The organism is Cryobacterium sp. M23 (assembly GCF_002929655.1).
GTDB lineage: Bacteria > Actinomycetota > Actinomycetes > Actinomycetales > Microbacteriaceae > Cryobacterium > Cryobacterium sandaracinum.
Genome location: NZ_PJJV01000062.1, coordinates 1 through 14205 on the forward strand (window position 1 = coordinate 1; position 14205 = coordinate 14205).

The following is a 14205-nucleotide window of genomic DNA, read 5'->3' on the forward strand; positions in this document are numbered from 1 at the left end:
CCGAACGCCTCATCAAACTCACACTCGCCGCCTAAAATGAAACCAAGGACCCCGTCCGAAAAGACCGGGTCACCCCAGCCACCGAAGCCCGCGTTTCCCGAAAATCTCCGTATTTGCGTGACGCCGGATGCCCCAGCGCGGGTCCCGGTCACGGCACGAGCCTGTCGACGACGCGCGCCTAGCGAGAGTCGGGCTCAGCGCCCAGCTTCGGATGTCGCCGGTACGGCGACACCGACGCGTCGCCCGGGATCCAGAATCGCCACGGATACTCCGCTCTCCCGCCGGCGCCGCCCACTCCGGTGCGGGGTCCGCTGCGGAAAGCGACCGGTTCGGGAGGCAGGGTCAGCGTGAACGGCGCCTCACCGAGGTCCGCACCGTCGTCTCCCAGCCCGATGCCGAGCGCCAGCGTGAGCCGGGCCGGGCCGCGCGCCAGGTCGCGGTCGCTGCGTGAGGTGGGGCGGCGCATCCGTGCCTCGGCGACACCGTCGACGATCTCGCCGGCGCGCAGCAGCACGGCGGACGCCTCGCCGCCCGGCGAGCAGACGATGTTCGCACAGACGTGCATGCCGTAGCTGAAGTACGCGTAGACGTGGCCGCTCGGGCCGAACATCGACGCGTTCCGCCGGGTCTGGCCACAGAAGGCGTGCGAGCCGGGGTCGAGCCCTGGCCCGAGGTAGGCCTCCACCTCGGTGATGCGCAGCCGCACCCCGGCGCGGTCGAGCAGCGCGCCCAGCAACTGTGGCGCGACCTCAACCGCCGGTCGCGCCAGAATGCCGTCGACGAGTGTCACATGCCGAGTGCAGCCGTCAGCGCGCGCACCCGGGTGACGAGCGCCGCGCGCTGCTCGGCCACGCGCACCGGGGCGGTCCCGCCCTGGCCGTCGCGGCGGGACACCGAACCGGTGATGGTGAGTACCTCGCGCACGTCCGGCGTGAGGTGCGGCGACAGCGCGAGCAGCGCGGCGTCGTCCACCTCGTGCAGGTCGAGCCCGTTTCGCTCCGCGAACTTCACCAGCGAACCGGTGATTTCGTGCGCGTCCCGGAACGTGACCTGCTGCTTGACGAGCCACTCGGCGACGTCGGTGGCCAGGGAGAATCCCTGGGGGGCGAGCTCGGCCATCCGTTCGGTGTGAAAGGTCAGGGTCGCGATCATTCCGCTGAAGGCCGGCAGGAGCACCTCGAGCGTCTCGATCGAGTCGAAGACGGGCTCCTTGTCTTCCTGCAGGTCGCGGTTGTAGGCGAGCGGCAACCCCTTGAGAGTGGTCAGCAGACCGGTCAGGTTGCCGATCAGGCGCCCCGACTTGCCGCGGGCCAGCTCGGCGATGTCCGGGTTCTTCTTCTGCGGCATGATCGACGACCCGGTGGAGTAGGAGTCGTCGAGGGTGACGAAACCGAACTCGCGGGTGTTCCAGAGGATGATCTCCTCGGCCAGACGGGACAGGTCGATACCGATCTGGGCGGTGATGTACGCGAACTCGGCGACCAGGTCGCGGCTCGCGGTGCCGTCGATCGAGTTCTCGACCACGGCGCTGAAGCCGAGGTCGGCCGCCACCAGGTTGGCGTCGAGGCCGAGCGTGTTGCCGGCCAGGGCACCCGACCCATAGGGCGAGTAGTCGGCGCGCGTGTTCCAGTCGGTGAACCGCTCGAGGTCGCGCACGAGCGGCCAGCAGTGCGCGAACAGGTGGTGGGCGAGCAGCACCGGCTGGGCGTGCTGCAGATGCGTGCGGCCCGGCATGATGGCATCGTCGTTCGCCTCGGCCTGCGACGCCAGGGCGTCGATCAGGTCGATGACGTGGGCGGAGATGCCCTTCGCCTTGTCGCGCAGCAGCATCCGCACCAGGGTGGCGACCTGGTCGTTGCGGCTGCGGCCGGCGCGCAGCTTGCCGCCCAGTTCGACGCCGACGATGTCGATCAGGCCGCGTTCCAGGGCCGAATGCACATCCTCGTCGGATTCCGCGGGCAGGAAGCTCTCGTCGACCACGGCCTGCATCAGGGTGTCGAGGCTGGCGATCATGGCGACGAGTTCCGGGGCGGTCAGGTAACCGGCCGCGGCCAGGGCCCGCGCGTGGGCCTGGGAACCACGGATGTCGTAGGGAGCCAGCGGCCAGTCGAACTGGGTCGACTTGCTCAGCTTCGCCAGTTCCGGCGACGGTCCCCCGGCGAAGCGGCCACCCCAGAGGGCGCCCGCCTTGCCCGCGCGGTTCTCGTGCGTGTCCGTGTCGCCAGCCACGTCAGCCCTACTTGCCGGCGAGGTCGCGGCGGGCCGAGATCTTGCTCGGCAGCGACCACAGCTCGATGAAACCCTTGGCCATGGACTGGTCGAAGGTGTCCCCGGTGTCGTAGGTGGCGAGGTTGAAGTCGTAGAGGCTCCGAGTGGACTTGCGGCCGGTGACGACGGCGGTGCCGGCATGCATCTTCAGACGGATGTCGCCGGTCACGTGCTTCTGCGTCTCGTCGATGAACACGTCGAGTGCGCGTTTCAGGCCGGAGAACCAGAGGCCGTCGTAGACGAGTTCGGCCCACTTGGACTCGACCGTGCGCTTGTAGCGGGCCAGGTCACGTTCCACGGTCATATTCTCGAGCTCTTCGTGCGCGGCGATCAGGGCGATGCCGGCGGGCGCCTCATAGACCTCGCGGCTCTTGATGCCGACGAGGCGGTCCTCGACGATGTCGATCCGTCCGACGCCCTGGTTGCCGGCGAGCAGGTTCATCATTTCGATGGCCTGAAGCGGGGTGACGGCGACGCCGTCGATCGCGACGGGAACACCCTGGTCGAAGCTGATGACGACCTCGGTGGGCTCGCGAGTCACGGCCGGGTCCTGCGTGTACGTGTAGAGGTCTTCGATCGGGGCGTTCCACGGGTCTTCGAGGAAGCCGGTTTCGACCGCACGGCCGTAGACGTTCTGGTCGATCGAGTAGGGGCTCTTCTTCGACTGTGCGATGGGCAGGTTGTGCAGCGCCGCGTATTCGATGGCTTTGTCCCGGGTGAGGGCGAAATCGCGCACCGGGGCGAGCGAGGTGAGCTCGGGCGCGAGGGCGGCGACGGCGGCCTCGAAGCGCACCTGGTCGTTGCCCTTGCCGGTGCAGCCGTGCGCGACGCTGTTCGCTCCGAGCTCCTTGGCCGTCGAGGCGAGGTACTTGGCGATCAGCGGGCGGCTGAGCGCGGAGACGAGCGGATAACGCTTCTGGTAGAGCGCGTTGGCCTTGAGGGCCGGCACGACGTAGTCGCTGGCGAACTCGTCCTTCGCGTCGACGACGATGGACTCGACGGCGCCGCAGTCCAGGGCGCGCTGGCGGATGACGTCCATATCCTCGCCGCTCTGTCCCACGTCGATGGCGAGGGCCACGACCTCTTTGCCGGTCGCATCCTTCAGCCAGCCGATGCCAACCGAGGTATCGAGACCGCCCGAATATGCCAGCACAACGCGTTCAGCCATGGTTCTCCCTAAAAATTCGATCTGTTCAAGTTTACGGTCACGCTGTGACGCCCGCCGGGGCGTTCAGGCGCTGTTCTGGGTGAGCAGCCAGACGAGCAGCGCCTTCTGGGCATGCAGGCGGTTTTCGGCCTCGTCCCAGATGATGCTCTGCGCGCCGTCGATGACGTCGGCGGTCACCTCGTAACCGCGATCAGCCGGCAGACAGTGCAGGAAGTGCGCGTCGGGCTTGGCGAGGGCCATCAGGGCGGCGTCCACACGGTAGCGACCGAGGTCGCCCAGGCGGGTGGCCTTCTCCTCTTCCTTGCCCATCGACACCCAGGTGTCGGTGACGACCACGTCGACGCCGGTGACAGCCGCGACCGGGTCGGTGAAGAGCTCCACGGAGCCGCCGGTGCGCAGGGCGATCGCCGCGGCATCCGCGACGACCTCGTCGGTGGGCGTGTACCCGACCGGGGAGGCGATGCGCACGTGCATGCCCGCGGTCGCGCCGGCGAGCAGGTAGGACTGGCCCATGTTGCAGGCGCCGTCGCCGAGGAACGCGAGGGTCTGACCGGCCAGGTCGCCGCGGTGCTCACGGATGGTGAGCAGGTCGGCGAGCAACTGGCAGGGGTGGAAGTCGTCCGACAGCGCATTGACGACGGGCACCGTGGTGCCGAGGGCCATCTCCTCGAGTCCGGCCTGGCCGTAGGTGCGCCAGACGATCGCGGCCACCTGGCGTTCGAGCACGCGGGCCGTGTCGGAAGCGGTTTCCTTGCCACCGAGCTGGCTGTTCGCGGTGCTGATGATCAACGGGCTGCCGCCGAGGTCGGCGATCCCCACGGCGAAGGAGACCCGGGTGCGGGTCGATGACTTGTCGAAGATGACAGCCACGGTCTGCGGGCCGGCCAGAGGTTTGACCGCGAATCGGTCACGCTTGAGTTCCAGGGCAAGGTCGAGGATCTCGGCCTGTTCGTCCGGTGAGATGTCGTCGTCGCGCAGGAAATGGCGGGTCACGGCGTCACTTTCGCTTCTGGGGAATAGATCGTTCAACTCTAGAGGCTGGCCAGAGCGAGCCCGAATCGGCACTCGAAATCGGCCAGTTCGTCGTCGCCGACGATGAGGGGCGGGGCCAGACGGATGGTGGACTCGTTTGCGGCGTTCACGATCAAGCCGTTGCTCTGGGCCGCGGCCGCCAGGCGGGTGGCGACCGGTTCGGTCAGCCCGACACCGAGTAGGAGCCCGCGGCCGCGCACCTCGCCGATGAGGGGGGAGCCGAACCCGGCGAGGATTTCCCGCAGCTGCTCGCCGCGCCGCGCGGCGTTGGCGACCAGGCCGTCGGCCTCGATGGCGCCGAGCACGGCGTTGGCGGCGGCCGTGACGAGCGGGTTGCCGGCATAGGTCGAGCCGTGCTGGCCGCGCTGGAACAGCTCCGACGCCGCCCCGAAGGTGACGAGGGCGCCGATGGGCAGGCCGCCGCCGATCCCCTTCGCCAGCGTGAGCGCATCCGGCTGGATACCGTCGTGCTGGTAGGCGAACCACTCGCCGGTGCGGCCGGCGCCGGTCTGCACCTCGTCGAGGATGAGCAGCACGCCGTTTCGGGTGCACAGTTCGCGGGCGCGGCGCAGGAACCCTGCGGGCAGGTCGACCACCCCGGCCTCGCCCTGCACGGGCTCGAGGAAGAGGGCGGCGACGGTCTCGTCGATCGCGGCATCCAGCCCCTCGAGCGTGGCGTGGATGTGCTCGACCCCCTCGGGGACGGGCAGGAACGGCTCGCGCATGGCCGGCTTGCCGGAGAGGGCGAGCGCCCCCATCGTGCGGCCGTGGAACGAGTCGTGCAGGGAGAGAATGCGGGTTCGGTTGCCACCGCCGGTGTTCAGCCGGGCCAGCTTGAATGCGGCTTCGTTGGCCTCGGCGCCGGAATTGCAGAAGTAGACCCGGCCGGCCTGTCCCGCACCGGTGAGGCGCTTGAGCCGTTCGGCCAGTTCCAGCTGCGGTGGCGACGCGAAGTAGTTCGAGACGTGGGCAAGCCGGCCGACCTGGTCGGTGACCGCGGCGACGAGAGCCGGATGCGCGTGGCCGAGCGAGTTCACGGCGATTCCGGCGAGGAAGTCGAGGTACTTCGTGCCCTCGTCGTCCCAGACGTAGCACCCCTTCCCGCGCACGAGCATCGCCAGCGGCGGTGCGATCGTGTGCATCATGGCGGCGCTGAAACGCTCGCGCCAGTCGGGGGTTCCGGAGTCGGCCATCTGTGCAGTGCTCGATTCTGGGTGCGTATTCCTCATGCCGGGACCACTTCGGTTCCGATCCCGCTGCCGGTGAAGACCTCGAGCAGGATCGAGTGTGGTACCCGGCCGTCGATGATGGCCGCCTTCGCGACGCCACCCTCGACCGCGTCGAGGCAGGCCGTCATCTTGGGGATCATTCCCGACTCGAGGCCCGGCAGCAGGGAGCGAAGCGAGTCCACGTCGATGACCGACACCAGCGAGTCGCGGTTGGGCCAGTCGCTGTACAGCCCCGCGACATCGGTCAGGATGACCAGTTTGGCGGCGCCGAGCGCGACCGCGAGGGCCGCGGCGGCGGCGTCGGCGTTGATGTTCAGGGACTGCCCCGGGACATCCGTGTCGGGTGCGATCGAGGAGACGACCGGTATGCGGCCGGCGGCGAGCTGGGCGAGCACGGCCTCGGGGTCGACGCCGATCACGTCGCCGACGAGGCCGAGGTCAACCCCGAGGCCGTCGATGACGGTGCCGCGGCGACGGCCCTGGAACAGTCCGGCGTCCTCGCCGGACAGCCCGGCCGACAGTGGGCCGTGCTGGTTGATGCGGCTGACCAGCTCGCGGTTGATCTGGCCGGTGAGCACCATCCGCACGACGTCCATCGCCTCGGGCGTGGTCACCCGGTAGCCTCCGCGGAACTCGCTCGCGATGCCGAGGCGGTCGAGCATCGCGGAGATCTGCGGGCCGCCGCCGTGCACGACGACGGGGCGGATGCCGGCATAACGCAGGTACACCATGTCTTCGGCGAACGCGCGCTGCAGTTCCTCGCTGACCATGGCGTTGCCGCCGAACTTGACCACGATGATCTGGTCGTGGAACCGCTTGAGCCAGGGCAGCGACTCAATCAGCGTGGCGGCCTTGACGGCTGCCTCCGCCCGGCTGTTCGTCTCGTCGCCTGGGGTCGTCTCGTCGCCGGGGGTTTCGTGGACCGGGTTCAACTCGAGTACGCGCTGTTCTCTTCGACGTAGGCGTGGGTGAGGTCGTTGGTCCAGATGGTGGCCGTCTCGTCGCCCTCGTGCAGGTCGATCAGCACGGAGACCGAGCGGGGGGTCAGGTCGACGAGCTCGCGCGGCTGGTCGGGTTCCCCCGCGGTGCAGACCTGCACGCCGTTGATGGCGACGTCGATGCCGTAGGGGTCGAAGGCGGCATCCGTCGTACCGACCGCCGCGAGCACGCGGCCCCAGTTCGGGTCGTTGCCGAAGATCGCGGTCTTGAACAGGTTGCTGCGGGAGACCGCGCGGGCGACCGTGACGGCGTCGGCCTCGGTGCCGGCGTGCCGCACCGTGATGGCGACGTCGTGGGCAGACCCCTCGGCGTCGGCCTGCAGCTGCAGGGTGAGGTCCTGGCAGATGGCGATGAGGGCATCCGTGAATTCGGCCAGGTCGGCGGTGACCCCGCTCGCCCCGGAGCCGAGGAGGGTGACAGTGTCGTTGGTGGACATGCAGCCGTCGGAGTCGAGGCGGTCGAACGTGACCCGGGTGGCCTGGCGGAGGGCCACGTCCAGCTGCTCGGAGTCGAGCACGGCATCGGTGGTCAGCACCACGAGCATGGTGGCCAGGCCAGGCGCGAGCATGCCCGCGCCCTTGGCCATGCCGCCGATGGTCCAGCCGGTGTCGGAAACGAGCATGGTCTGCTTGGGTGTGGTGTCGGTGGTCATGATCGCCTGCGCCGCGGCCAGGCCGGCGGCGTCGGAGGTGGCCTTCTCACCCTGCAGCGCGAGGGTCGCGTCCCACACGCCGGCGGTGATCTTGCCCAGGTCGAGCTGTTCGCCGATCAGGCCGGTGGAACAGACCAGCACCTCGCCGGCGGAGATCTCCAAGCGGTCGGCGATGGCCTCGGCGGTGGCGTGCGTGGTCTGGAAGCCGATGCTGCCGGTGTAGCAGTTCGCGCCGCCCGAGTTGAGCACGATGGCCTTGACTCGGCCGCCCTTCATGACCTGCTCGCTCCAGAGCACCGGGTTCGCCTTGCACCGGTTGCTGGTGAAAACGCTGGCCGCGCTGGTGAGCGGGCCGAGGTTCTGCACGACGGCGAGGTCGAGCCCGCCGGACTGTTTCAGGCCGGCGGTGACTCCGGCGGCGGCGAACCCGGCGGGGGCGGTGACACTCATGGGGCAACTCCATTCGTGCTCAGGCCCGTGGTTTCGGGCAGTCCCAACGCCAGGTTGGCGGACTGGATGGCGGCACCGGCGGTGCCCTTGGTGAGATTGTCGACGGCGGTGATCGTCACGACGCGGCCCACGGCCTCGTCGACGGCGAGGCCGATCAGCGCGGTGTTGGCGCCGAGCACGTCGCCAGTGCGCGGGAATCGGCCCTCCGGCAGCACATGCACGAACGGTTCGTCGGCGTAGGTCGCCTCCCAGGCGGCGCGCACCGCGGCGCCGGATGTACCGGGCACGAGACGGGCCGTCGCGGTGCAGAGGATGCCCCGCGACATCGGCACGATCACCGTGGTGAATGAGATGGTCGGGTTCGAGGCCCCTGCCCAGCGCAGGCTCTGCTGGATTTCGGGGATGTGGCGGTGCACGCCGCCGACCGCGTAGGGGTTCGCGGAGCCGAGGATCTCGCTTGCGAGGTTCTGCAGCGTCAGGCTCTTGCCGGCGCCGGAGGGTCCGACCGCGAGCACCGCGGCCAAGTCTTCGGGCTCGATCACCCCGGCACGGATGCCCGGCGCCAGCGCCAACGCCACCGTGCTCGCGTTGCAGCCGGGGGCGGCGACGCGGCGGGAGCCGGCCAACCGGGAGCGCTGCGTGCCGCCGACCACCGGGAGCTCGGGCACGCCGTAGGTCCAGGCGCCGAAGTAGTCGCCCCCGTAGAACGCCGCCCAGTCGCTCTCACTTTCGAGCCGATGGTCGGCACCGCAGTCCACGACGAGCGTGTCGGCGGAAAGGTGCGCGGTGAGGGCACCGGATGCCCCGTGGGGCAGGGCGAGGAACACCACATCGTGCCCGGCGAGGGTTTCGGGCGTCGTGTCGACCAGGGTGAGGTGCGCGAGCGAGCGCAGGTGCGGCTGCGCGTCGATCAGACGCTGCCCGGCAGTGCTGTGCGCCGTGACCGTGCGCACCTCGAAGTCGGGGTGCCCGGCCAACAGACGCAACAATTCACCGCCCGCGTAGCCACTCGCACCTGCCACCGCCACCGAAAAAGACATGTTCCCAACCTAGCGCGCCGCCCCGCGCGCCGAGAATCGCCGTTCGCGCCGATAATCGCCGCCCGGGCGGTGACTCTCGGCAAAACGGGCGACACTCGGCGCGCGGAGCGGGCGCCAGCCCGCGCCAGCCCGCGCTACTCGCGCTGCTCGCGCTACTCGCGCCACTCGCCCTACTCGCGCTACTCGCGGAGAGTGGCCCCGAAGCGGGCGGCGGCCACCGCGACGCCGGCGAGTTTGGCGTCGCTGGCCTCCGCGGCGGTGAGGGTGCGCTCCGGCGCCCGGAACCGCAGCGCGAACGTCAGTGACTTGCGCCCGGACGGCACGCCCGTGCCGCGGTAATCGTCGACGAGTTCGGCGTGGTCGAGCAGCGGCCCGCAGCCCTCGAGCAGCGTGCGGAGCACGTCGCCGGCCGGCACGCCGGCGTCGACCACGAGGGACAGGTCCTGTGTGGCGGCCGGCATCGTGGCGATCGGTGTGGCGCGCAGCTCGGCGCCGGCCTCCGCGAACACGGCGGTCAGGTCGATCTCGGCAACCGCGACGACCGCGGGCAGGTCCGCGTCGCGGGCGATGCTGGGCAGCAGTTCGCCGGCGTAGCCGACCGAGGTCGTGCCGGCATCCGTCGTCACGAACAGCTCGGCGGTGCGGCCGGGGTGCATGGCCTGGTGCGAACCCTGGCGAACCGTGATCGGAACGCCGGCGGCCAGCGCGACCTGCTGCACCGCGGCGAGGGCGTGCTGCCAGCTTGCGGCCACGGCGGGCTGCCCCGGCTGGTGCCGCACGACGAAGCCGGTCAGCACGACCGCCACCGACAGAGGCTGCGGCGGGATGCCCGCGTTGAGCTCGGCCTCCAGCTGCGCGCTCGGGCGCACCGCGCCGGGCGGCACGACGGAGCCGCCGTAACGGATGCCCGCCACCGGCCGGAACACCAGGCCCAGTTCGAAGACGGCCAGGTCGGTGAGGCCGCGCGAGCGGTTGCGGTGTGCGATCTGCAGCAGCCCGGGCAGGATCGACGTGCGCAGGAACGGCGCCTCTCCGTCGAGCGGGTTGGCAACCCGGATCTGCGGAACAGCAGGGCCGATGGGCAGCCCGAACAGGTTGTTCGACTTCTCCGCCACGAACGGGTACGCGAGCACCTCGGTGTGGCCGGTGGCCGCCAGGGTCTGCGCCACCTGGCGGCGCAGGGTCTGGGCGTGGGTGAGGCCGCGCCCGGGCGGGGCGACGGGCAGCACCGAGGGGATGCGGTCGTAACCGACGATGCGGGCGACTTCCTCGGCCAGGGTCCACTTGTCCGTCAGGTCGGGGCGCCAGCTCGGGGCGGTGACGTTCATCCCGGTCTCGGTCTCCTCGATCGAGGCGCCGATCTCGGCCAGCGAGGTGCGCACCTCCTCGCGGGTGTAGTCGAGTCCGATCAGGCCGGAGATGAAGCCGGTCGGCAGGAAGATCGGCTCGGCGTCGGGCGTGGCGTCGTGCAGGGAGCCGAGGCCGTCGGCTTCTCCCCCGGAGAGCTCGACCAGCAACTGAACGACGCGGGCGGCGGCGACCTCGGCCACGGCCGGGTCCACCCCGCGCTCGAACCTGCGGGATGCCTCGCTGGGAAGCTTGTGCCGGCGGGCCGTGCGCGCGATCGATACCGGGTCGAAGTTCGCGGCCTCGATCAGCACATTCGTGGTCGCGGAACCGATCTCGGTGCTCTGACCGCCCATTACGCCGGCCAGGCCGATCGGTCCGGACTCGTCGGTGATCAGCAAGTCTTCGGCGTTGAGGATGCGGGTGACGTCGTCGAGGGTGACGAGCTTCTCGCCCGGTTCTGCGCGACGCACGGTGATACCGCCGGCCAGCTTGTCAAGGTCGTAGCCGTGGATCGGCTGGCCGAGCTCGATCATCACGTAGTTGGTGACGTCGACGATCAGCGAGATCGAACGGATGCCGGCCAGCTTCAGGCGGGCGATCAGCCACGCCGGAGACGGTCGGGTGGGGTCCACGAAGCGCACCGCGCGGGTGACGAACACGCTCGCGCCGACGCGACCGCGGATCGGGGCCTGATCGGCGATGGTGACCGGGAAGGCGACCGTGGACGCGTCCGCGGTGACGGAGAGCGCCGGGTCGCGGAAGGCAGCCCCGGTGGCGTGCGCGTACTCGCGAGCGACGCCACGGATCGAGAAGGCGTAGCCCCGGTCGGGCGTGACGTTGATCTCGACGGCGGTGTCGTCCAGGCCCAGCAGGCTGATCGCATCCGTGCCGATCTCGGGGTCGAGGCCGAGGCTGCCGAGCACCAGGATGCCGTCGTGCTCGTCGCCGAGGCCGAGTTCGCGGGCCGAGGCGATCATGCCGTCGGACACGTGGCCGTAGGTCTTGCGGGGCGCGATCGGGAACGGACCTGGCAGCACGGCGCCGGGCAGGGTCACGACGACCTTGTCGCCGACGACGAAGTTGTGGGCGCCGCAGACAATGCCGTGCACGGCCGGGCCGCCGTCGGCCGCGAGCTCGCCGTCAGCGGCGACGCGCACCTGGCACCAGTTGATGGTCTTGCCGTTGGTCTGCTCCTCGCCGACGAACTCGAGCACCTGGCCGACCACGATCGGCCCGGTCAGCTCGAAGCGGTGGATCTCCTCCTCTTCGAGGCCCACGCTCACCAGGGCGGCGTGCACGTCCTCGGGCGTGGTGCCCGGGGCCAGGTCGACGAACTCAGCCAGCCAGCTCAGTGGTACGCGCATCAGACGGTCATCCCGTACTGCTGGCTGAACCGGACGTCGCCTTCGACCATGTCGTGCATATCCTTCACATCATTTCGGAACATCAATGCCCGTTCGACGCCGACGCCGAACGCGAATCCGGAGTAGACCTCCGGGTCGATCCCGGCGGAACGCAACACATTGGCGTTGACCATGCCGCAGCCGCCCCACTCGATCCAGCGGGCGCCGTCCTTGAAGGTCGGGTGCCACAGGTCGACTTCGGCGCTCGGCTCGGTGAACGGGAAGTAGTTGGGGCGCAGGCGCACCTTCGCCTCGGGGCCGAACATGGCCTGCACGAAGTGGTCGAGGGTGCCGCGCAGGTGCGCCATGGTCAGGCCCTTGTCGACGGCGATGCCCTCGATCTGGTGGAACACGGGCGTGTGCGTGGCGTCAAGTTCGTCGGTGCGGAACACCCGGCCGGGCGCGACGACGTAAACGGGAAGTTCGCGCGACAACAGGGCACGCAGCTGTACCGGCGAGGTGTGGGTGCGCAGTACCAGGTGTGCCTCGGGTGGGTCGATGAAGAACGTGTCCTGCATGGCACGGGCCGGGTGGTCCTCGTCGAAATTGAGGGCGTCGAAGTTGAACCACTCGCTCTCGAGCTCGGGGCCCTCGGCGACCTCCCAGCCCATGCCGACGAAGACATCCGCGACGCGCTCCTGCAACAGGGTGAGCGGATGCCGCGCTCCGGGCTTCCAGGTGGAGGCCGCCGCGGTCACGTCGACCGTTTCGGCCGCGAGCTGAGCGGTTGCCTCAGCCTCGGTGATCGCGGCCTCGCGGGCGGCGAACGCCTGGGCGACGGCACCTCGGGCCTGGCCGAGGAGCTTGCCGGCGGCGGCCTTCTGGTTGTTCGGCACGCCGCGCATCAGCGCGTTGAGCCGGGCCAGCGGGGAGGCCTCGCCGGTGTGCTCGGTGCGCACGGTTTTCAGGGCCGCGGAGTCGTTCGCGGCATCAATGGCGGCGAGTGCGGCGTCGACGGCCGCGCTCACGACTGGTTCAGAGATCTCAGTGGGGTCAGACACAAGGCACAAGTTTAGTGCCGCTAAAGACCCCGGGCGCCCATCTGGTTGCCGAGCGCAGCGGGGTAGACCACCTCTGGATCGAGGGGCTTCTCAGGCGGCGCCTTCGTGTCCGTGGTGACGCCGCCGGACTTGGAGCCGGTGCGGCGGGCGATGACGCGGGCCAGCCAGGAGAGCAGTAGGTTCATCGTCAGGTAGATCGCGAGCACGACGAGGAAGAAGGAGAAGGAGTACCGGCTGCCGAAAAAGTTCGTCAGGTTGTACAGCCCGCTGCGGAGGAGCTCCTCGTAGCCGACCACGAACGCCAGGGACGTGTCCTTGAGAAGCACGACGAGCTGCGCGATGATGATCGGCAGCATCTGCCGGAACGCCTGCGGGAACTCGATCCGGAACCGGGTTGCCACGGGCGTGAGCCCGATGGCCAGCCCAGCCTCGCGCTGGCCGCGAGGCAGGCTTTTGATGCCGGCCCGCAGCGCCTCGCCGATGATCGCGCCGTTATAGACGGAGAGGGCGGCGACACCGGCCCAGAAGGAGCCGGTGGAGAAGACGAGGAGGATGAAAAGCATCATCAGCAGTACGGGCATGCCGCGCACGAATTCGAGCACGACCGTGGTCGGGATCCGAATCCATTTAGTGTCGGAGACGCGCCCGAAGGAGAACAGCACACCGAGTACCAGGGCGAACGCGGCGGCGACGCCGGCCATTCGGAGGGTGTTCAGCGCTCCGCGGCCCAGCGTGCGCCAGACCTCGCGGTCGGCGAAGACGTCCCACCGGGAGACGTCCCAGAGGCCCGGCTGAACGGCGCCGTTGGCGCTGGTCTTGGGCGCACCCAGCGCCAGGATCAGCCAGACCAGGCCGGCGGCGATGACGAGGCCGGCCACCACGGAGAACAGCCGGGAACGGAAGATGGTCTTGGGGCCCGGAGCGTCGTAAAGCACGGAAGTCATCGGAGAACCGCCACCTTCTTCTCGACCCGACCGGCGATCAGGCCGAGCGAGATGGTGACCAGGAGGTAGAAGACTGCCACGGCGAGCAAGATCGCGAGCACCTCATCGCCGCGATCGTTGGTGATCTTACGGGCGGCGCCGAAGAGTTCGAAGACGAAGAAGGCGCCGGCGACCGAGGTGTTCTTCGTCAAGGCGATGAACACATTGATGAGCGGCGGGATGACCATGCGCACCGCCTGGGGCATGACGACGAACGAGAGGGTCTGCGTGAAGGTCAGACCCACGCTGCGGGCGGCCTCGGCCTGACCCACGTGCACACCGTTGACGCCCGAGCGCAGGGCTTCGGCGACGAACGGCGAGGTGTAGACGGTGAGTCCGATCGTGGCGAGCACGAAGTAGCCTGGGCTGAACTGGAGGTAGGGCAGGATGTAGGCGCAGAAGAACAGCACCAGCGTGAGCGGGGTGTTGCGCACGATCTCGGTGTAGACGGTGGCGAATCCGCGCAGGGATGCGACGGGCGAGATGCGCATGGCAGCGATGATGATGCCGAACACGAGCGCTCCCGTGCCGGCCAGAAGCAGAAGGCCCAACGTATTTCTGAAGCCCTCCAGAAACAGGGGCAGGTTTTCGATGACTGCGTCCACAACTCACCTCCTCTTCTGTAGTGAC

General features: G+C 69.3%; 12 protein-coding genes. All 12 read right to left on the minus strand.

All coding sequences use genetic code 11. The features are described 5' to 3' along the window. Window positions 1-178 precede the first annotated feature (178 nt). The 12 genes from CXY82_RS05820 to CXY82_RS05875 all read right to left on the minus strand — a co-directional run bounded on the left by CXY82_RS05820 (window position 179) and on the right by CXY82_RS05875 (window position 14180). The gene (locus CXY82_RS05820) at window positions 179-790 is read right to left on the minus strand and encodes a DNA-3-methyladenine glycosylase (RefSeq protein WP_104170082.1); all 612 of its coding nucleotides are present in this window, start codon (window positions 788-790) and stop codon (window positions 179-181) included. Beyond that, window positions 787-2229, minus strand: a complete 1443-nt coding sequence (gene argH / locus CXY82_RS05825; RefSeq protein WP_104170083.1) for an argininosuccinate lyase — start codon at window positions 2227-2229, stop codon at window positions 787-789. Before argH ends, CXY82_RS05820 begins: the two co-directional genes overlap by 4 nt. Window positions 2230-2236: 7 nt before the next feature. Beyond that, complete coding sequence (locus CXY82_RS05830; protein WP_104170084.1) at window positions 2237-3436, minus strand: argininosuccinate synthase; 1200 nt, start codon at window positions 3434-3436, stop codon at window positions 2237-2239. Between the two features lie 63 nt (window positions 3437-3499). After that, entirely contained in the window at window positions 3500-4429 is a 930-nt protein-coding gene (gene argF / locus CXY82_RS05835) for an ornithine carbamoyltransferase (protein WP_104170085.1), read from the minus strand. Window positions 4430-4467: 38 nt separating this feature from the next. Continuing rightward, entirely contained in the window at window positions 4468-5661 is a 1194-nt protein-coding gene (locus tag CXY82_RS05840) for an acetylornithine transaminase (RefSeq protein ID WP_104170086.1), read from the minus strand. Window positions 5662-5693: 32 nt separating this feature from the next. Further along, the gene (gene argB, locus CXY82_RS05845; RefSeq protein WP_104170087.1) at window positions 5694-6629 is read right to left on the minus strand and encodes an acetylglutamate kinase; all 936 of its coding nucleotides are present in this window, start codon (window positions 6627-6629) and stop codon (window positions 5694-5696) included. Further along, window positions 6626-7798, minus strand: a complete 1173-nt coding sequence (argJ, locus tag CXY82_RS05850; protein WP_104170088.1) for a bifunctional glutamate N-acetyltransferase/amino-acid acetyltransferase ArgJ — start codon at window positions 7796-7798, stop codon at window positions 6626-6628. Before argJ ends, argB begins: the two co-directional genes overlap by 4 nt. Then, a complete protein-coding gene (argC, locus tag CXY82_RS05855) occupies window positions 7795-8838 on the minus strand; it encodes an N-acetyl-gamma-glutamyl-phosphate reductase (RefSeq protein WP_104170089.1) in 1044 nt (347 codons plus the stop codon). The genes argJ and argC overlap by 4 nt, the downstream gene beginning before the upstream one ends. 179 nt (window positions 8839-9017) lie before the next feature. After that, window positions 9018-11552 (minus strand): phenylalanine--tRNA ligase subunit beta, encoded by a 2535-nt coding sequence (pheT, locus tag CXY82_RS05860; protein WP_104170090.1) that lies wholly within the window; start codon window positions 11550-11552, stop codon window positions 9018-9020. After that, a complete protein-coding gene (gene pheS / locus CXY82_RS05865) occupies window positions 11552-12592 on the minus strand; it encodes a phenylalanine--tRNA ligase subunit alpha (protein ID WP_104170091.1) in 1041 nt (346 codons plus the stop codon). Before pheS ends, pheT begins: the two co-directional genes overlap by 1 nt. 20 nt (window positions 12593-12612) lie before the next feature. Further along, the gene (locus CXY82_RS05870; RefSeq protein ID WP_104170092.1) at window positions 12613-13536 is read right to left on the minus strand and encodes an amino acid ABC transporter permease; all 924 of its coding nucleotides are present in this window, start codon (window positions 13534-13536) and stop codon (window positions 12613-12615) included. Continuing rightward, window positions 13533-14180 carry an amino acid ABC transporter permease gene (locus CXY82_RS05875; RefSeq protein WP_104170093.1) on the minus strand — a complete coding sequence of 216 codons (648 nt, stop codon included), beginning with the start codon at window positions 14178-14180 and terminating at the stop codon, window positions 13533-13535. The genes CXY82_RS05870 and CXY82_RS05875 overlap by 4 nt, the downstream gene beginning before the upstream one ends. Window positions 14181-14205: the final 25 nt, after the last annotated feature.

Bases quoted from the DNA above. Each gene is read 5' to 3' on its own strand.
- CXY82_RS05830 (WP_104170084.1), bottom strand. From the start codon at position 3,436: ATGGCTGAACGCGTTGTGCTGGCATATTCGGGCGGTCTCGATACCTCG.
- CXY82_RS05840 (WP_104170086.1), bottom strand. From the start codon at position 5,661: ATGGCCGACTCCGGAACCCCCGACTGGCGCGAGCGTTTCAGCGCCGCC.
- argJ (WP_104170088.1), bottom strand. From the start codon at position 7,798: ATGAGTGTCACCGCCCCCGCCGGGTTCGCCGCCGCCGGAGTCACCGCC.
- argC (WP_104170089.1), bottom strand. From the start codon at position 8,838: ATGTCTTTTTCGGTGGCGGTGGCAGGTGCGAGTGGCTACGCGGGCGGT.
- pheT (WP_104170090.1), bottom strand. From the start codon at position 11,552: ATGCGCGTACCACTGAGCTGGCTGGCTGAGTTCGTCGACCTGGCCCCG.
- CXY82_RS05870 (WP_104170092.1), bottom strand. From the start codon at position 13,536: ATGACTTCCGTGCTTTACGACGCTCCGGGCCCCAAGACCATCTTCCGT.